17 protein-coding genes are annotated in these 19,170 nt (G+C 60.2%); 2 read left to right on the plus strand and 15 right to left on the minus strand.

Annotation, left to right across the window (positions count from 1 at the left end; translation table 11 throughout):
* Nucleotide 1: 1 nt before the first annotated feature.
* From HMPREF3162_RS11515 to HMPREF3162_RS00985, 10 genes are all read right to left on the minus strand, one after another.
* Nucleotides 2-661 (minus strand): hypothetical protein, encoded by a 660-nt coding sequence (locus HMPREF3162_RS11515; protein ID WP_141750151.1) that lies wholly within the window; start codon nucleotides 659-661, stop codon nucleotides 2-4.
* Nucleotides 640-1,725 (minus strand): YcaO-like family protein, encoded by a 1,086-nt coding sequence (locus tag HMPREF3162_RS00955; protein WP_083318853.1) that lies wholly within the window; start codon nucleotides 1,723-1,725, stop codon nucleotides 640-642. Before HMPREF3162_RS00955 ends, HMPREF3162_RS11515 begins: the two co-directional genes overlap by 22 nt.
* Nucleotides 1,726-1,999: 274 nt before the next feature.
* A complete protein-coding gene (locus HMPREF3162_RS00965; protein ID WP_070573258.1) occupies nucleotides 2,000-2,860 on the minus strand; it encodes a lantibiotic dehydratase C-terminal domain-containing protein in 861 nt (286 codons plus the stop codon).
* Complete coding sequence (locus HMPREF3162_RS00970; protein WP_070776593.1) at nucleotides 2,857-5,319, minus strand: hypothetical protein; 2,463 nt, start codon at nucleotides 5,317-5,319, stop codon at nucleotides 2,857-2,859. Before HMPREF3162_RS00970 ends, HMPREF3162_RS00965 begins: the two co-directional genes overlap by 4 nt.
* Nucleotides 5,319-6,422 (minus strand): M50 family metallopeptidase, encoded by a 1,104-nt coding sequence (locus tag HMPREF3162_RS00975; protein WP_070776594.1) that lies wholly within the window; start codon nucleotides 6,420-6,422, stop codon nucleotides 5,319-5,321. Before HMPREF3162_RS00975 ends, HMPREF3162_RS00970 begins: the two co-directional genes overlap by 1 nt.
* 137 nt (nucleotides 6,423-6,559) lie before the next feature.
* Nucleotides 6,560-6,742, minus strand: coding sequence for a thiocillin family RiPP (locus HMPREF3162_RS11520; protein WP_141750150.1), 183 nt, complete (start codon nucleotides 6,740-6,742; stop codon nucleotides 6,560-6,562).
* 76 nt (nucleotides 6,743-6,818) lie between these two features.
* A complete protein-coding gene (locus HMPREF3162_RS11525; RefSeq protein ID WP_141750149.1) occupies nucleotides 6,819-6,995 on the minus strand; it encodes a thiocillin family RiPP in 177 nt (58 codons plus the stop codon).
* A 91-nt stretch (nucleotides 6,996-7,086) separates the two neighbouring features.
* Entirely contained in the window at nucleotides 7,087-7,269 is a 183-nt protein-coding gene (locus HMPREF3162_RS11530) for a thiocillin family RiPP (protein ID WP_141750148.1), read from the minus strand.
* A 374-nt stretch (nucleotides 7,270-7,643) separates the two neighbouring features.
* The gene (locus tag HMPREF3162_RS00980) at nucleotides 7,644-8,438 is read right to left on the minus strand and encodes a CPBP family intramembrane glutamic endopeptidase (RefSeq protein WP_070776595.1); all 795 of its coding nucleotides are present in this window, start codon (nucleotides 8,436-8,438) and stop codon (nucleotides 7,644-7,646) included.
* 28 nt (nucleotides 8,439-8,466) lie between these two features.
* Complete coding sequence (locus HMPREF3162_RS00985) at nucleotides 8,467-12,720, minus strand: efflux RND transporter permease subunit (RefSeq protein ID WP_070776596.1); 4,254 nt, start codon at nucleotides 12,718-12,720, stop codon at nucleotides 8,467-8,469.
* 152 nt (nucleotides 12,721-12,872) lie between these two features.
* On the opposite strand from HMPREF3162_RS00985, the gene HMPREF3162_RS00990 reads away from it, so the two are divergent.
* A complete protein-coding gene (locus HMPREF3162_RS00990) occupies nucleotides 12,873-14,144 on the plus strand; it encodes an Nramp family divalent metal transporter (protein WP_070776597.1) in 1,272 nt (423 codons plus the stop codon).
* A gap of 66 nt (nucleotides 14,145-14,210) precedes the next feature.
* Nucleotides 14,211-14,852 carry a metal-dependent transcriptional regulator gene (locus HMPREF3162_RS00995; RefSeq protein WP_070776598.1) on the plus strand — a complete coding sequence of 214 codons (642 nt, stop codon included), beginning with the start codon at nucleotides 14,211-14,213 and terminating at the stop codon, nucleotides 14,850-14,852.
* Between the two features lie 11 nt (nucleotides 14,853-14,863).
* Here HMPREF3162_RS00995 and HMPREF3162_RS01000 read toward each other — a convergent pair whose 3' ends face one another.
* The 5 genes from HMPREF3162_RS01000 to HMPREF3162_RS01020 form a co-directional block, all read right to left on the minus strand.
* Entirely contained in the window at nucleotides 14,864-16,147 is a 1,284-nt protein-coding gene (locus HMPREF3162_RS01000; protein WP_070776635.1) for an MFS transporter, read from the minus strand.
* A 35-nt stretch (nucleotides 16,148-16,182) separates the two neighbouring features.
* Nucleotides 16,183-16,821 carry a nitroreductase family protein gene (locus tag HMPREF3162_RS01005; protein WP_256282508.1) on the minus strand — a complete coding sequence of 213 codons (639 nt, stop codon included), beginning with the start codon at nucleotides 16,819-16,821 and terminating at the stop codon, nucleotides 16,183-16,185.
* A 23-nt stretch (nucleotides 16,822-16,844) separates the two neighbouring features.
* Nucleotides 16,845-17,366 carry a peptide-methionine (S)-S-oxide reductase MsrA gene (msrA, locus tag HMPREF3162_RS01010; RefSeq protein ID WP_070776599.1) on the minus strand — a complete coding sequence of 174 codons (522 nt, stop codon included), beginning with the start codon at nucleotides 17,364-17,366 and terminating at the stop codon, nucleotides 16,845-16,847.
* An 84-nt stretch (nucleotides 17,367-17,450) separates the two neighbouring features.
* Nucleotides 17,451-18,479: a hypothetical protein gene (locus HMPREF3162_RS01015; RefSeq protein ID WP_070776600.1), complete on the minus strand. Its 1,029-nt coding sequence runs from the start codon at nucleotides 18,477-18,479 to the stop codon at nucleotides 17,451-17,453.
* Nucleotides 18,476-19,132 (minus strand): peptide deformylase, encoded by a 657-nt coding sequence (locus HMPREF3162_RS01020; protein ID WP_070776601.1) that lies wholly within the window; start codon nucleotides 19,130-19,132, stop codon nucleotides 18,476-18,478. Before HMPREF3162_RS01020 ends, HMPREF3162_RS01015 begins: the two co-directional genes overlap by 4 nt.
* Between the last annotated feature and the right edge of the window lie 38 nt (nucleotides 19,133-19,170).

Genomic DNA, 19,170 nt, shown 5'->3' on the forward strand with positions numbered 1-19,170 from the left:
CTCAAACCTCCCTTTCCGCAAGATATTTCCATGTTCGGGTTTCTGGCGATCCTGCCTGTCCGCCGCAAATACTGCAGCCGTGAATACCGGACACGGTGCCTGAGGTGGAGGAAATGTTCATCAGATCGAACCAGATCACGCGGCCCGGATCGTGACTATGGTTGCCGTGCTCCAATTGCTCCAGAACAGCAAGAGCACGTGCGAAAAGATGCTCAGTCTCGTGGGGAAGCAGGAGATTGGGCCCTCCATGTTGATCGCCGAATGCAGATATGCGCATTCGTTCGAAATCATCGCTCAGTCCGTGTTGTTTCAACCTGACGCGCAAGCACTCAGAACATCCTCCAATGCCATCTGCGATCGGGCCGAATCTGACAAACGGATGATCGATGGTAATCGGGACGGTGACAGATCCGTCAATCCGTGACATTCGGTGTGCGCGCGCTTCCAGTTGGGGCCGCGGGGACGTCGCAATCAGAATGTTGGCAACTCCACTTTCGGCCCACGTCGGCCCGCCGTGCCGCCCGATAGCATCTGATCTGGTCACAGGAATAGAATGTGGCAGTTCCGCCAGCTTTGCTTCGAATTCGTCTGCGATGTGCTTCGCATTCGAATCGAGTGCCGATAGAAAGACCCCTGAGCTCAAGCGAAAGGCTGTGGCCATGGATTTATTTCCTCCTCGGGTGAGGTTGGCTGATTGAAAAACTCCGGCAGCTCATATAGTCGCGACGTTCCCAGAAATCGGCTGGAGTGGATGAATGAGAGAGGCACGAGTCCGGGAATTATCGCCTTGACTGAGATGAAACCACTCCGCGCTCCTTCGTCAGTCGTCATATCGACCGCGTACGCTTTGAGCCCACGTTCCCGTAAAACTGCCAGAGTGGAAAAGAGCGCTTCTGTCGGATCTTCACCCAGGTCCGGAAAACTGGACAGACTGACTCTGTCGTTGGAGGCATCCACGAAGTCAAAAGCTGTTGTACGCTCGGGGTCGGCCATGTAGACGGCCCCGTGGATAGTATCGTGAAAATCCATGACATTTTCCGGGAGCGCTGCAGTGTTCGTTTCCAAAGCGACAAGCGTTGACTGCGCTTCGCGCAACGCCTTCAGCGCCGCCCCTTCACCGCTGGTGTCAGACGCACAAGTCACCAGCTGTGCCACAAGTCGACCAGGCCGACGAACAAGGCAGTACACCGTGGGGACCCGGAGGTCAGTCGTGGCATCGATGAGGGACACCTGTGCACCGTGCTGCTCAAAGTCATTGACGTAGGCATGGTGCGCTGCCGGCAAGCTGTCCGGATCGATGACTGGGAGGGAGAGCCGCTGTAACCACACCACTGCAATCGACTCGCGCTCGATGCATTCCAGGACTCCTGCCAGCAACGCCGCGTCTTTGCTCGTATGACTTGCGCAGCCGGTGGAGATTGGATTCCAGATCCGCTCCCCGAGAGCCACTGGGGAAACAAACAGATACGTGCAGATGAGCGGGACCCACGCCGGGGTGAATCCGTCTAGGTCCACCCCACGGATCCAGCGCAGAGGTCGGTCTAGGTGAGGGCGCGCAAGGTACTTCGAGCTCTGCTCCTGTTCCATTTTGCCGATGGTGGGCAACGTCATGATGTCAAGATGAGGCTCACCCTTCTCTCGCATCTGCCGTTCGGTTGCCCACCGAACAGGCAGGTCCTCCCACACGCATGACGAGTAGCGCTCTAGACCTTCCACGGCTGCAATATCTGATGCGAGGAGCTCATCTTGGGATGTGCCGGCCCCGCCGAGCTGGACGTCACCCCCCCCGCGGCGCCTGCGACGCCGATGCTTGGCACCACATCCGTAAGGTCACCAAGGTTCGAAGCGTATACATGCCAGTCGTGTGACCCCTCGAATGCTTCGAGGGGCACACATTGTCCTATGAGGCCCCCGCGCCTCGACACCAACTGACGAACAGCTGTGATGTCGGCAGCTTCAGTCCTTGCCATCGTGCCCCCTCTGTTTTGAATGATGTTTCTCATTCGAACGCTCCCGATACATGTGCTCGAAGCAACAACAACACGAGGACTGCTAGCGGAGCCTCGTCCACTGGCGGTAAGCCCAGTCGGTTATTGTGCAGGTGCACCTGGTGATTGAGCTGGTTCACATCGCCATCACAAAGCTCAGCCAAGTTTCCAGGCCATAGAGCTTCAGAATCGTTGCTGTCCACGCGCGCCGCAGCTGCCGAGCTCGATAGCAGCTCACTGAGCACGCTGTCACTTGAAAGTTGGTTAAGCCGCTCCTGGTTTCCTCCAGACCAGAACAGTGCGTAACGAGTCCAGAATCTCCTCATCATGTTGGTGTCGTCACCAAAGAAGGTCTTCGTAGCGAGGTAGCAATGTCCGGCGGCCATAGAAAGGCGCTGTTCGGGTTTCCACTGAGGCGAAAGGTACCGCAGCGCTTCTTTAGTCGAGGAAGCCCATATTTGCACTGCTTTGGACAGCCCATCCTCGCCGCCGTACTTTGATATTTCCGGCTCATAAAGAGCCAGATGAACACCGGAATCCCTTGTCAACGGCAACGGAACATCTGACTGGTCGAACAGACTTGTCTGCCGATGGTCTGAGGCGGAAGCTCCAACGAGCAGAGCCGACAGCCTGTCTTCCAGTTCGCGAGTCAAACCGTTAATGAGGTCTCCTACTTTGTCTGGGTCAGGTGGGACGACTCTCAAACGCAGATGCGGTCCTCGTTCGTCGAAGTAGCGGAGGAAGTGCCATTCAGCTCTTGGACACCAGTTGCTCACTGCGGGCTTGACTACCTGGGTAATAGCGGCATCGTCCAGGGAAAAGTCCTGATGGATCACTTGCCAATACACGAACCGTGAGGGCTCGAACATCATAGAACACCTCCACCCGGCAGCAGATGCATCGTCTGTTCTGCAAATTCTGCTCCGGATGCGACGGCCTCACCCACAGCTGGCAGAGCCTCCGTGATCTTCAGGTGGTGCTGGTTTCTGCTCATCACGAGACTGTGGCGCAGAAACTCCAGAGATGACACCGATCCGCATGAAACCCAGAACGGTTTCGGATCAGCTGCGAATGACAGCTGCTTCGGCACAAACTGTACAAAGACCTCCTCGCCGAACCCCCAGCCGGCGAGCATGGCGCAGAAGTCCAGGACTGAGTTCGAGCTTACGCCGTCGAAGAGTGCAGCTGGCATCTCACTGGCCTCGCAGATGAGTGTTCTGCGTGAAAGCACTAAGCCGTCGCGTTCCTGCCGTTCCCTTAGCATCGACCCTTCCAGCACGGGCGGCAACGGGGCAAGCTCGTACGGATCGAGCGGTGCGTATGACCAAGGTGATGTCAGTGCCAGCAGATTTCGAATCGGTCCTGAAATGAGTGATTGTGGGACCACTCCGACATAGATCAGCTGCACCGGCTGGCCATCATCCACTGTCACCGATACCGCGTCATCCGAATCGATCTCAATTGACAAATCAAATACATCCACGGCACCCGAGTCCTTGCACGAATCGACCGGCCACTGGAGACGAGGCCATATCCCCGACGCATCTCTCTGCAGATCGTTCTGATCATTGGCAACGCTGACTTCGACTTGCATAGTTGTGTCGGGCGTCATCGCAGCGACCCATGAGCGCAGATCGCTTCCCACTGTCGTCCGCGTCGGTTCACGCAGGTAACGCGTCAGCTGACCTGGTCCATAAGCGCCGATCGAATCGAGCACTCCACTCTCTGGTTCGAGACCGTGATGGATGATGGCCATGCCGATCGGAGGGGCCGTCGAGGCAGTGCGGAAAACTGGTCGGCTAGCCGCCAGAGCACTGCGGCCGTTCGTCTGCGCAAGTCGCGCCTCCTCCAGCTGAGTGTCCTGATATCGGCGCACATTGTCGGCACCATAGGAGATCTGCGTGAGATAGCCCGGCACATCACGAATCACGAGCGTTCCTGTGGGCCGGTCGAACAGCTCCCGTGCTTGCCGCAGTAGCCGATCGTGAAGGACTCCCCGGAAAAGTCCCTCGCTGTAGACCTGATCTGCTGTGGCCGCAAGCGAGGAATACTCTCGGTCACTCTGGCTTGAAGCAGCGCCTACGTAGTTCTCGCGCACGATATCGCGTACTCGACTGAAAACAGGCGGGACACGGCCGATGTCATTGAAGGCATCCTTGAGACGCTGATGTGCCTCTCTTTGCAGGGCGATACGGCGATCGGGAATGGCTTCCGAGAGACTATCGATGCCTTCGGCCAGGTTGCTTAAGGATCGGGTCAGCTGTGCTTCCGGAGGCAGAGCGTCGACAAGCCCTTTGAGAGCATCTCCTTCAGATGTGTTCCAGGGCAGAATGGGCAGGACGAGTCCAGAATCAACCAGGAACCTTATGGGTAGCGTTCCCTCAAAGTGCGCTTCAACGGCAGTGGCTGAAGACCCGGCGGGCAATGAGCGGACTTTATCCGCTAGCTTCGCGCCCACATTCGCATAGAGGATGTCATCCCGCCTCCAGTTGTACTGCCCCTCAATGCGCTGATACATCGGAACCATGACCTGCGCCATTGTGTCGCTCATTGATCTCAGAGTTAGATTGGGTTGGAACTCAAATGCGTGCATCCAGTCTGGGTGGGTAGAAAGAGCGCTAGCCAGTGCGCGCACGACCGCCACTGACAAATGACTGGCCGCCTCTGGAGCAACATCAGCGCAATTGGGCCCCATGATGTCCAGCCGGGAGAAAGTCGACAGAGGGGACGGCTTCAGAGCACCGCGTTGAGCGTATGTAAATAAGGCTCGGTTAAGGTTTGATGGGAACGACTGCTTGGATTTTCGCGTCAGGCGCTGACGCGCTTGCCATACGGATGGGCTGGAAAGCGAGACAGCAGAGGCCAGCTCGGGAACTTCGGCAATCTGTGACAGCAGACTGGACTCCGTTTCAAGCCGGGCAGTCAATGCGTCGTCAATTTCACGATGGCGTTCGCTTAGGCGCGCGAGGATCTCTTCCAACTCAGCAAGATCCTGTGCTGCAGACGGGTTCATGTTGGAAACAAGGTCTCGAACCGCTTGCGCTTGCAACCACTTCATCCTGCGGTTGAACACATCCCGACGAAAACGAATGATCGGTATACGCATCTCGGAAGATGCACGAGATACGAGAGAATGGAGTGCGTCTGAAACTCGCAACTCAAGTTCACGAGCACGGGACTCCTCGGTAAGCAGTCGCGAGAAGTTTGCCACCAGATCTGCATCACGTAATTCCGCGAACCGGTGAATCCCAACGACGGAAGTCCGGCTGACAGAATAATCGAAAACAGTGCGATTCACCGCAACCTCGTCCTTGCCGACGGTTCGAGTCATTACACGATCTCCAGTCCGATCACGGTCTGCACCATCATTGCGATGATTAGCAGCAGCCAGCCGATGCTCAGGACAGCCACAAGGGCGTACCAGACCCTGACCTTGCGAGGCTCTTTCTTCAGGCGATGATGGGCGCGGCTATTGACAAAACGCCCGAACACATAAGTGAACGCCTTCGAATGGACATTAAGCCGCCCTGTCGCAGCTTCCAGCGCATGAGCACCGTCAGTAGGCAGAATCGGGTTCAGGTTCACAATGACAGCAAGGATCAGAAGTATGGCTAGGCTGCTGAGAAACTGCTGCTCAGGTCCAGCAGCGAATCTTGCGGCGAACGCCGCACAACCGGCTAAGAATAGATCGCTCAAGGGCCCGGCCAACGATACAAGCACCCGTTTTCGTCGTTCGACAATGCGATAGGTGTCGGAGCGATCGACATAGGCGATCGGCAGAAAACCGAAGAGCATACCCACACCAGCTTCACGCGGTGGAGTTCCGTAGCGCACCATCAGAACCGCGTGAGCACTTTCATGTACGGCCGTCGTAAAGATCAGGGCAATTGCAGCGGCGATAAAGGTATCGCGTCTGAGCCCCTCCGCCCACACCGATGGCAACCATGTTGCGAGGCTGATCACGGCAGCAACGAGGAGGATAGCCCCAGTCACCGCGACGACCGCACTTGGAACTCCTACGAATACGCGGTTGATGGGGCCGAGTACCCGGGCAGGGTTCTTCACTAAGGGGTAACGTCGGATGAGCTGAAAGCCCTCTACGTCCTGCCCATCTTTGCCCGGTGCTTCCGAATCGATGAGACACCCGCGTGCGTCTAAGTCTTCAAACAGAGGACCTACTTTGGTCCACACGACATCAGCTGTCGTCGAATTCTGCTTTGCCAGAATCTCGGTCAGATCCTCGATCGTTGTGTCCTTGGGAAGCTCTGACGCAAGGGTAATGATCTTCGCAGCTGTGGTGCCGAGCCGGGTGTACTTTCTGTTGCGCGAGTCAAAAAGAAGGGAAGCTCCGTCCATTCCTGTAAACATCTCCACGTCGCCGTGCAGCTTCGCTCGAGATGCTGTTAGTTCGGCGACGCCTCGCGTGTTGTTCATTGCCTTGTCACCCTTCCTGGAGGATGCCGCGACTGCCTTGCTGTAGTCGGCTTACGGAGCGGCGTGTGATATCGACGCGCCGCTCCGCAAGCCACAGTTTTTTATCTGCCTGTCGAAGGAGAACCGCGAGCGCGGACTCAGCCGGAGATACAACCAGCGGTTGATAGAGATCCCTTGCTAGACGACGAAGCGCTACCCAAGGAACCAACACTGCCGATGGTGCCCGAGGGGGCAGCCTGATCGTTCAGCGCTTCGACCTGAATATCAGCCGGTGAGCTGTCGGACTCTGAAGCAAAAAGATCGATGTTTTCTGTCTGCATTGTTATAAACCTTTCTAATAAATCACATGTCGCGATTTTCTACATCGCGGGTGATTTTCTTGAAATTCAAATCCAGCTATCCGCCCATACTTCCTGCGGTGGCAGCACTGCCCTTCGTTGAGGATGAAGCGCAACCGAAAGTAGAAGCGGTGCCATAAGTGTTGAACGCCGCCGTCGCATCCGGGAGCGCCTCAACAGTCATTACGTCGTCTTCACGTGCAAAAAGGTCGATGGTCACATCTGTTTTCATCATTGAAATTCCTAACGATTATTAGGCAAGACGTCACACAACGGCAATGTTGACAGACATCTCGTGGTTACCAGCTCGATAGATAAGCCAGCTATCAAAAGGTTCCGAAGCAACCGACCGTGCCGGCGCTACCACCGAAAGACGCTGCAGTGCCGAAACATGCGGCCGTATTCGACGGGGATGCCACATCTTGCAGCGGCTCAAAGTTGAAATCCTGATCGATTGCAGCGAGGTCGATAGTGGTTAGGTCATTGTTTATCTTCATTTCAGTATTCATGACAAAATGCACCTCCTCGTGGATCCTGGGCGCGGAGCATAAAGCAAATAAGCTGTATAAAATACCCAGCTACGGACATCTGATCATTAGCGGATTTTCTGATTTCTTTTATCACTCCCTGTCTCTTCAGGTATCTTCAACGCTATGAGAGACACATCACACAGTCAACCCCTTGCGTCAAATTCGCCAAAATTTTCCGTGCAGCAAACCTCGAGGCTCACATTGTGATAAGCACCATTGGCCTGCACCAGCGGCATTAATCGACGACAGAGCTGGTATGGAGCCAGTGCGGAGCCTCTGTGGTGGTGAAGAACTAAGGAAATGTCGGGCCAGCACACAGCGGAGTGTTCAATTCCTGCCCCCTGGCGGTTGCCTCAGAACAGAGGATCAACACTTGTGAGCACCCCGGGCGCGAAGAAACCAGCTATATCGATGGCGGTATGCGCACCCACGAATGGCATGACTCTCCGGCGGCGCATATACAGCCAGCCGAAAATCAGTCCCATGAGCACATTGCCAACAAAAGGGCCGAATCCCTGATACAGGTGATAGCTTCCACGGAAAACCGCGAGCCCCACAATGATGGCCCACGGCGACCACCGCAGCTTCTCCAGCCGATCCCAGAAGAACCCGAACAGCAGCACTTCTTCCAGCACGCCGTTCTTCACCGCCTGCAGCAGCAGAACAGGCACGGTCCACCACGCCGCGTTTAGGTTGTTTGTCGAAATCTGCGCCGTGACACCCAGCGCCCGCCCAGCGGCATAAACAGCGAGCGTCCCCGCGCCTATCAGCACAAACAGCGCTACGGCACGCCACGCATCGCCCCAGGCATCGCGCCGACTGCCGCCAACAGCGTCAGGACCGGCACTGACCGAACCTCGCCCGCGTCCCAGCCCCAAGCGCTCCAGCACCGAGCCCTGCCCGTCAAGCCACAGCAGGTACAGCGCAAGCGCCACCGGCACGAGCGTGAACCCAATGCCCAGAAGCTGGTACACGAGGTCGAACACCGGCCGCGTCGACTGGCTGTTATTGAGCGAAGCAGTGCTGTCTTGAAGCGGACCGCGCGTGAGCATGTCCGCCAGCCGCACAGCGGCATACACCGCCGACTGCCCCAGCGAAACTCCCGCCACCAGCAGCACCTCAGCGCGCCAGCGAGTGGGGCTTGTCATCCTCTCCGGGTACCAGGCGCCGCTGAGCTCACTGCTGATCGTCGCCTCCGCGTTCGGGCTTGACTGACGGCATGGGCTCCGTCGTCAGTTTGCCGCCCGAGGGCTCCCCTGCTGCAGCCGACGGGTCTTCGTCGCTGGCGTCCGCCTCGTCCTCAGCCTGGCTGTCAGCTTCATCCTCAGTCTGCTCACCAGCGCCGGCGTCAGCTTCAGCGTCACCCTCGGGCTGGTCCTCTGCATCGGCCCCGTCGCGCGCTTCAGCTTCTTTCTCAGCTTTGTCGATGACGGCGCCGCGAGCATCTTCCTTGACCGCCCGCTTTTCTGCGCGGCGCTCCTTGTGCCCTTCGAGCAGTTCATACAGAACCGGCACCAGGATGAGCGTCAGCAGCGTCGACGACACCAGGCCGCCGATGACTGCCAGAGCCAGCGGCTGCGATACGAACACACCACCGCCGGTGAGCCCCATGGCCATGGGCACGAGCGCGAAGATCGTTGCCAAAGCGGTCATGATGATAGGCCGGTAGCGCAGGCGGGCTCCATGGAACACCGCTGTTTTGAGGTCTGCGCCGTGTTCGCGGAAGCGGTTGATCAAGTCGATCAGAACGATCGCGTTGGTCACCACAATGCCGATCAGCATGAGCATGCCGATCATGGCTGTCAGCCCCATGGGTGTGTCAGTGATGAGCAGCGCCAGAATCGAACCGGTCGCGGCAAACGGGATGGACACCAGCAGGATAAACGGCTGCAGCAGCGACCGGAACGTGGCCACCAGGATGATGAACACAATGAGGATCGCCGCGAGCATCGCCAGGCCCAGCTGTTTGAACGCATCGGCCTGTTCGGCCGACACACCGCCGGTGTCCTGGGCGACACCGGGTTCCAGCTGCGTGGAGTCGACGGTCTTCTGCACAGCGGCAGCAATCGCTCCGAGGTCATCGCCGTCAGGGGTGGCCGACACCGTCACCGAGCGCAGTCCGTCAGAGTGGCTGATGACCGGAGCAGTCTTCACCTGCGTGATATTTGCAACCTCGCTGAGCTTGATCTTCTTCTCTTTCGGCTGCTGGGACTCCGGCATCTGCCCGTCAGGCATCTGCGGCATTCCGGGCATCTGACCGTCAGGCATCTGACCGTCGGGCATTTGGCCGGGCCCACCGGGCATCTGTCCGTCAGGCATCTGGCCGGGCCCACCGGGCATCTCGCCAGGTCCGCCGGGCATTTGACCACCGTCACCGGGGCCCTGCGGCTGCTGGCCACCGTCACCGGGGGCCTGCGGCTGGCCACCGTCACCGGGGGCCTGCGGCTGCTGACCTCCGCCTTGTCCGGGTGCGCCGGGTACCTGCGGCTGCTGACCGCGCGGTGCCTGGGGCTGCTGTCCACCGTCACCTGGGGCCTTCGGCTTCTGGCCGCCTTCCTGTCCAGGTCCACGAGGTGCCTGCGGTTTCTCGTCTTTTCCGCCGCGGTCCGAAGACTTAGGCTTTTTGGTTGGCTTGTCGGTCCGCGTTGAATCCGATCCAAGCCCCGGGCTCTCCGGAGGCTTCGGGGTCGGCAGCGCAACGTTTCCGCCACCCTTCGGACCACCGGACTCTCCGGGCCCTCCTGTTCCGCCGGCTCCTCCGGCACCACCAGCTCCGCCGGTGACGGGAGAGCCATCGGGCATGACCGTGACGGTCAGTTCCATGTCTTCGAGGTCGCTGATGCTCTCTGCGTCACCGTCGAACACATAGACGCTGTTGGTCACGTCGTCGAGAACCACCTGGCCGATCATCTGGCCGTTGATGGCGCGCGTGACGATTTGGCCCAGCTGCACTTCTGACAAGCCGTACTCGGCGGCCTTTTTGCGTTTGACGTCAATGTGGATGACGTTGCCGACGTCGCGCAGGCTGTTGTCGACCTTCTTGACCCCGTCGGTCTTCTCAAGCTGTTTGGTGAGCTTTTCTGCGGATTTCTTCAGTGCTGCAGTGTCATTTGAGGTCAGTTTGATGTCAATGGTTGACCCACCAGGAGCGGCGCTGTCGACGACTTCAAAGTTTCCGGATTCGTCCGGGTCCATGTCTTTGAACTTCTCTGTCAGGCGCTCCGAGACTTCGTCGGCACTCGCCCCTTCGGACAGGTTGATGAAGTACATGCCGCTGAGCTGACCGGAACCGGAGACCTCCCCGAAGTCGAATTGGCTTGAACCGACAGAGAAGCTCAGATCATCGACTCCCTCTGTGGCGAGGATGTCCTTCTCAACCGGTTCGGCGATCTCCCCGGCTTCTTCCAGCCCCACACCGGCGGGGAACTGCTGCCGAGCCTCCAGCGTGTCGGCGCCCATGTCACCGAGGAAGTCAGTTTTGAGCATTGGCACCATGCCCAGCGTGAGCACCAGCACGAGAACGCTTGCGACCAGCGTGATCACGGGGTGGCGCACCGTCCAGCCGATAACCGGGGTGTACGTTTTCTGCAGCCGGGTGACCGGTGATCGCAGGCTTTCGAGCTCGTCGATTTCCTGGTCGGTACCACTGTGTCCAGCTTCGGACGCGGGCCCCGCCTCAGAAGCCTGACCCTCATCGACAGCCGAACTCACCTCGGCACCCTTTTCTGCCCCGGCTGCCGAGCTCTCCGCGGAAGCGGGCTCCACCTCGCCAGCCGAATCTTCTTCAGCAACCGGCTGAGCGTCGGCAGTGCCCGACTCGTCAGCACCGGATACTGCCGCCGGGTTCTCTTTCGCCGCTTGACGGCGCTTCTTGCGCCTTGCCCGCAGACCGCGCAGCCCTGCTTTGCGGCGGGCGGCGATTTCCTTCTTCTGTTCGCGGCTGAGTCGAACTCTCGATTCGCGCGAGCGCAGGAACCAGAACGCCAGAACCGGCACAATCGTCAGCGCCACCAACAGCGATGCCAGCAGGGCAATCGAGGTGGTCAGCGCGAACGGGCGGAACAGCTCACCCGTCTGGCCGGTGACGAACACCAGCGGCAGGAACACCGCGACGGTTGTCAGTGTCGACGCGGTGATTGCGCCGGCAACTTCGCTCACGGCTGCGAGAATATTGCTGAACTTCGTCCCGCCCATCGAGTGACGCCTTCGAATGGCCTCGATCACGACAATCGAGTCGTCGACCACGCGGCCAATCGAAATGGTCAGGGCCGACAGCGTGAGCATGTTGAGGGAATAGCCTGTCAGCCACAGACCGAGCATTGTGATCAACAGCGACAGTGGAATGGAGATCGCGGTGATGATCGTCGCCCGCACGCTCAACAGGAACACCAGGATGACCAGCACCGCGAATACCAGGCCGAGGACACCCTCGTGGACGAGGTCGTCAATGGACTGCTGAATGAACGGAGCCTGGTCGAACACGGTGGTGAATTCGGGGTTGCCCCGCAGCTTCTCCTGCGTTTTCGGCAGTGCGTCGTGAACCGCGTTCGCAACATCGACCGTGTTGGCATCGGGGGTCTTCGTCACCGCCAGGGTGAGCGACTCTTTGCCATTGGTGCGCGAAATGCTCTCAACCGGAGCGGGCACCTGTTCGATTTCAGCGACCTCGGACAGTTTGACCGGGCCGTCTTTGCCCGTGACGCGCAGATCGCGGATCTGGTCGAGTTTCGTGATGCGCACACCGACTTCGACAGGTGCTTCGCCGTTGTCGCCTTCTATTTCACCGGCTGAGGCGGCCACTCCGTTGGACTGAAGGACTCCGACGATCTCGTCGACGGTGACACCTTTGTCTTCGACTTTCTTCTTGTCGACGGTGATGTTGACCTGTTTGACGTCGGCGCCGGATACCGCGGCTGCTCTGACACCGGGCAGCTTCTTCAGTTCTGGAACCACAACCGAATTGAGGTCATCGGCCAGCTTTTCTTTGCTGCCGTCGGACGAGGCTGAAATGACCACCACGGGGAACTCGTCTACTGAACCGCTGAAGACCACGGGGTCGACCCCGTCGGGCAGCTGGTCTTTGACTTTGGCAATCGCGCCTTCGAGTTCGCGAACGATGTCGTCTGAGGACGTTCCGTAGGAAACTTCGGCTGTCACATCGGATTTGCCGGAGGCCGAGGTGGAGCTGACTGACTCGACTGATTCGGAGGCGCTTACCGCCTCTTCGATGACTTCGGTGACTTCGCTCTCCACGGCTTCGGGTGAAGCGCCGGGGTATTGAGCGGATATGACCGCCTGCGGCAGCTCGAAGGAAGGGAAGAGCTCCCTTTTGAGTTGGGCTGTGGCAATGAAGCCGAACATCACCGCCACTACGGTGATCAGTCCGATGAGGGCACGGTGCTTCAGGCTCAGGCGGGTCAGAGTTTTCACCCGGCAAGACTAGCGTATTCACCTCAACCCAACAATACGGTCGTATTAACACCGGGCGCAGGCGAATCTCCGGGAGTCACCCACCGCTTCCCGTCCAAGCAGAGTCAGCGAATGAATTTGGCCGCCGAGGAAAGTTAAGCTAACTTAATTTCATGGCAGAACCGACCCGTCGCAACGGCGAAAGCAGCGATCCGCGTCACCAGCACGTTCACCGCAAGCGCCTGGTGTGGCTGCTGGGGCCGGCCTTTGTTGCGGCAATTGCCTATGTGGACCCCGGCAATGTCGCTGCCAACCTCAGCGCGGGCGCAGAATACGGCTATCTGCTGGTGTGGGTTCTCATTGCGGCCAACCTCACCGCGATGATCGTGCAGTACCTGTCTGCCAAGCTCGGCTTGGTCACCGGCGAAAGCCTGCCGAGCATGCTGGGCGGAAGGCTGAAGAAGCCCGCCCGCCTGACCTTCTGGGTGCAGGCTGAACTCGTTGCCGCGGCGACCGACCTCGCAGAAGTCGTCGGCGGCGCAATCGCCCTGTACATCCTGTTTGACATTCCGCTGGTGTGGGGCGGGCTGATCATCGGCGCAGTCTCGATGCTGCTGTTGGCGACCGCCGACCGCGCAGGCCAGCGCTTGTTTGAGCTGCTGGTGACCGCGCTGCTGGTGATCATCACGATCGGCTTCACCGCAGGCCTGCTCATCAGCGACCTCGATCCCGCTGGCATGGCACAGGGCATGATTCCCCGCTTTGAAGACACTCGCTCCCTCATGCTGGCTGCGGCCGTTTTGGGGGCGACCGTCATGCCGCACGCCATCTACCTGCACTCGGACCTCATTCGCGACCGCTTCGGCACAGACATCCCCGAACGCACTGTTGCCCGGCTGCTCAAAGCCAGTCGCTGGGACGTTTTCTTGTCACTGATCCTGGCCGGTGGGGTCAACCTCGCCATGCTGCTCTTGGCGGCGGCAGCACTGCCCGGTGTGGAGGGAACCGAGACCATAGAAGGCGCACACGCTGCCATCACGACTGCCATGGGTCCGTTCATAGGCGTGCTCTTCGGCATCGGTCTGCTGGCTTCGGGCCTTGCGTCGACCTCGGTGGGCTCTTATGCGGGCGCTTCCATCATGAAGGGGCTGCTGCACGTGCAGATTCCCCTCCTGTGGCGCAGACTCACAACCCTCATTCCCGCTCTGATCATTCTAGCCCTTGGCATCGATCCCACCTTCGCGCTGGTCGTATCGCAGGTGCTGCTGTCCATCGGCATTCCCGCCGCGCTCATTCCGCTGGTGTTCTACACCGGCAGGCGCAGCATCATGGGCCGGTTTGCCAATCCCCTGCCGCTGCAGGCTGCGGCATGGCTGACAACAGCCCTCATCGTCACGCTCAACGCGGTGCTCATTGTTCTGGTCTGCTTGGGCTACGACGTGTGAAGCTCACGCGCGTCAGTGAGCCTGCAACCCTTTCAACATATGCACCCGTGCGCATAGGGTGAAAGCGTGAGCACTGAGCTGGAACACCTGTCACCTGTCACCCAGGACTTCCTCAAAGCCATTTGGAGCGCCGAAGAGTGGGGCGGCGGGCCCATTTCGACGAAGGCTCTGGCCGAAAGGTTCGGCACGTCCTCCGCGAGTGTGACAGACACCGTCAAGCGCTTAGCTGCCGCGGACCTTGTCACCTACACCCCGTACAAGCCGGTCAGACTCACAGACGTCGGCCGTCGGCACGCCGTTCAGATGGTTCGCAGGCACCGCCTGCTCGAAATGTATCTGGTCAGCATGCTCGACTATTCGTGGACCGAGGTCCATGACGAGGCGGAGCGGCTGGAACACGCTGTCTCTGATCTTTTCGTGTCCCGCATCGATGCGCTCATGGGCCACCCCACGGCAGACCCGCACGGCGATCCGATTCCCGACGCCGAAGGCCGCATGGATCACCCCGACCGTGCTGTTGTGCTGCTTCAAGCCCAGGCTGATGCCCCGCACCGGGTAGATCGGGTGGACGACAGCGAAAACGACGTGCTCACGGCAGCGGAAGAGCACGGTTGCGTGCCCGGAGCGCACATTGTCCCCGGCGACCTGCTGGACCAAGCCCCCGACCTTGCCGAGGCGGTGTGGGTCACTCCGCTGCACGACAGCTGAGCCCGCACAGCCTAAGCGTTGTCCTTCTGCCGGGCAGGCATGGTCTCCTCAGCAAAGACCCACTGGATTCCGGCAAGCACAACAACAGCCCCAGCAGCGGCAAAGGCCACTCCGTAGCCGTAGGCGTCAGCCAGCCAGCCGGAGACAATCGGCCCGAAGATAGCGCCGACGTCCATCCCCATCTGGTAGCGCGACAGCACTTTGCCGCCTGCCCTTTCGGGCCCGATGATGTCGGCTATAACAGCCTGCTGGGGTGCGTTGACAGTTCCCGCCCCGATGCCGGCAATGACCGACAGAACTAGAAAGACGGGGAACGACTGCCACAGGCCCAGCACAATCGTGGAGCCGCCCAACACCAGCAGTCCCGCAATGATGAACGGTTTGCGGCCGTACACATCGGCAGCCCTGCCCAGAGTGTTGACCGACAGAGCGGTGCCTGCGGCGAACAGGGCCAGCGCCCAGCCTGCTGCGGCGGCATCGGCCTGCAGGGCGTAGATCGCAAACAGCGGGTATATGGCGGTGCGCACACCCATAGCACCCCACCCGTTGGCCATCGCGCCGACAAGTGCCGCACGATAAGACTTGAAGGCCCACGCTTCGCGAAAGCGCATGGGCGGAAGCGGATCGGCGCTTTCTTTCGCGGTCACGGCTTCGGCTGCCTGCCGTGACACGGGGCCATCGGCGGCATCGTCACAGCCGACCCCGGCGGGTTCGTGAACCTCCTGCGAATCCGAGCTCTCCACCTCGTCATTGCGCCCGGTGGTCAGCTTGACGTGCACAACCAGGGCGGCAATGACCAGACCGATGCCGTAGATGAGGAACGGCACCCGCATTCCCAAGCCCGCCATGAGGCCGCCGACCACGGGACCTGCAATATTGCCCACCAGAAACGCGGTGGCGTACATGCCGGTGGCCCGAGCCCGCGCATTGTACGGGGCGATCCGCACAATCAGTGCCATCGCAGAAACAGTGAACAGGGTCGAGCCGATGCCGCCGAGCGAACGGAACACCAGCAGCTGTTCATAGGACTGGGCGAAGGCCACGGCAAAGGTCGAGGCGGCCACGATCAGCAGCCCCACAACGTAGATGGGCCGCTCGCCGAACCTGTTGACCAGGCGACCCCCGGCGGGTGCTGTGAGCAGGCGGAAGAACGCGAAAGAGCTCACGACGATTGTCGTGGCAGTGACTCCCAGGTCAAAGGAGTGCGCAAACTGCGGCAGAACGGGAGCGATGATGCCAAAGCCGATCGCCACGATGAACGCAGCGCAGATGAGCACCCAGATGTCCGCGGGCATTGCGACTTTCGGCCCGCGCCACTTGGCTCTCTTCTTCACAGACGTGAAGACCACCCCTGCCGGGTGTCGAGGAAGACGTCAGGATCCAGCGGCCGGCGGTGTGACGAGGCCAGGCGTTCGTGGAACTCCGCGTCCACGCTGCCCACGTACAGCCAGCCCATCATGAGCTCGCTGTCCTTCAGACCGTGGAAGCGGCGGATGGGTTCGGCGTTGGCATTCGGGCCGGTGCGCCACATAACACCCCAGCCTGCTTGCCACAGGGCCAGTTCCAGCAGGTGTGCAGCACCGGCGGCTGTTGCGTGCTGTTCCCACTGGGGGACTTTCGGGTGCTCAATGTGGTCGGCGATGACAGCAATGAGCAGTTCGGCCCGAAACGGCTTGGGGTTGACTTCCCCTGCCGGGCGGACTGTTCCTTCGGCTTCGTCAAGTGCTGCTGCAAGGCCTTGGCGGTCATCGCCGCGCAGGGTCATCAGCCGCCACGGCCGCAGCGCTTTGTGGTCTGCCACCGGTGTGACTGCGGCCAGCAGATCGCGCAGCTGTGCGTCTGTCGGCGTTTCGGGTCCGACCTTGGACACCGAGCGGCGATTCTTCATCGCGGTGAGGACCGGGTCGGTGAATTCGACGGGGTCGAGGCGGCGAGGGGTTGCCGCTGTTGGTTCTTGTGGGGTGGTCATAGCTTCCGTTCGTTTGCGTGTTGTCAATACATGTATTCGGCGTACCGAGCGCGAGCCTGTGCCAGCTTGGGGTCGATGACGAACATGCAGTAGCCGTTGCCCGGATTGCGCCCGTAGAAGTTCTGGTGGACGTCTTCTGCCACATAGAAGCGGCTCATGGGCTCCAGGGTGGTGACGATCGGCCGTGGGAAAAGCTCCTGCCAATGTGCGATGGCGTCTTGGAACTGCTGCTTGCGTTCTGCGTCCTCGTAGAACATGGCCGAACGGTACTGCGTGCCGACGTCATTGCCCTGCCGGTTGAGGCTCGTGGGGTCGTGGCTTGTGAAGAACATGCCGAGGATGACGTCTTCGGGTACGACAGCCGGGTCAAAGGTCACTCGCACTGCTTCTGCGTGCCCTGACATACCCGACGCCACCTGCGCATAGGTGGGATCGAGAATATCTCCGCCGATGTAGCCGGATTCGACGCGACTGACCCCGCGAGTCCGACTGTAGACGGCTTCCAAGCACCAAAAGCATCCGGCGGCGAGCGTCAGCGTCTTCATACTGCCCATAACCTCGCACCTGCTTCGGCTATTCCGCAATCAGTCGGCCGAGGGTGGGGGGCACTGATGCTGCCCGGCCTTCGCCTACTGTTCGACTTCGATCAGCACGTCCTCAGCGACCTTTGCCCACTGCGCGGCGGTCAGCAGCTGTGGTTCGTCGTCAGGGCTGTACGCAGATTCGGCGTCTTCGAAGTCGTCGCCTTCTTCGTCCCAGTCGATGAAGAATATGATTTCGCGCAGCCAGCCGTCCTCGATGAGCAGCTCGACCAAGTAGTCCGTCCCGTCAACCGCAACGCGGCCGCGCACGGGGTAGGTGTGCGTGCGAGGAACGATCGGGCCTGCGGTGTCGTCGCCGTTTTCCACCGTGACGAAGTCCAGTTCGCGGTTCAGCAGGGCCTCTCCTGTGAGCACGCCGTCTGCGGCACCCTCATCGTCATCAGCCCAGACGGTAAACGAGGCGGTGCGCAGCTGTTTTTGGATGTCCCGAGCCACCTGCGGCAGGGGTGAGATCGCAGGGTCGGCGATCCTCTGCAGAAGGTCGAGAATTTCCGGCGGCAAAGTCACGACGGTCGGTTCACCGTCAGGCAGCGGGTACTGCGTGTCTTCGAGAACGCTTTCAACAGCGCTCAGGGCTCTGAAGAGGGCGAAGGTTGCAAGACCCGTGACGAGTGCTGGCGAAGCAACACCCCAGCGGCTAAGGCGGGCATCGACCCAGTCATTGGCTTTTGCATTGACCGGCCACAAGGCGGCAGAAGCCACACCAGCCACGGGCGCGGCCCACTTGAGGATGGTGTCGAACTTGGCGACGCCGATTTCCTCCGCGGATCCGATGACGGCGAAGTCATCGTCGGAGACTTCCAACCCCGTGTCTTTGCGGATCTGCTGTACTTCCAAAGCGACCGAGGCTGCCAGCAGACCGCCGAAGACGGTCGCACCGGCAAGACCGCTGCCGCCCACGTGACGCGGGCGCAGTCCCGCGGCCACACTGTAGAGGACATCGGCGCCGAGTGTGCGCAGGCTGCCGACCGGACCAAGACTCGGCGAAATCGAACTGGCGGTTCCGGCGAGAGAATCTGCTGCCCTGCGGCGCAGCGAAGAAATGAATGAGCTCATGGTTTCTCCTGTGGTGTGTGGGGCGGAAGGCTGAATCCGAGCATCTGCGCTGCGGATACGGGATCGCCCTGGGTGAGTCCTCGGTTGTCGTCAGCTGTCAGTGAGCGGATTTCAGCGCGGTCCAGGTAGAGCGCGCCGTCTAAGTGGTCGAGTTCGTGTTGGATGATGCGCGCCGGCCAACCGCGGAAATCGCGGCTGTGCGCGTTGCCGTCGGGATCTTCTGAGCGCAGGCGCACGTGGGCAAAACGCGCAGTCACGGCCTGATAGCCGCGTACGGACAGGCAGCCTTCGAAGAAGGCCGCGCGCTCATTGCTCAGCGGCTGCCAGCTGGGATTGATCAGCGGCATGAACGGCAGAGGCGTGCGTCCCCTTTCCCGGGCTTGGTCTTCGGGCAGTCGCACCCGGTCTTCTATCACCGCAATGCGCACCCCGATGCCGATCTGCGGTGCGGCAAGACCCACGCCGGGGGCTGCGTGCATGGTTGCCCGCATGACTTCCAGCAAGCCGAAAAGCTGTTCGTCTGACAGCTGCCCGGAGTAGGCGACAGCTGGGCGGCGCAGCACAGGGTGGCCGGCTTGGACGATGGGGGCCACACCGCTGTTGTCCTGTGCTGCATGCAGAACAGCTTCCACCTGCTCGACAATTGGGTTCATATGCACAATTGTGCCCCATCCGGCTGACATGGGACGGG

This window comes from Brevibacterium sp. HMSC07C04 (assembly GCF_001815905.1).
Taxonomy (GTDB): Bacteria; Actinomycetota; Actinomycetes; order Actinomycetales; family Brevibacteriaceae; genus Brevibacterium.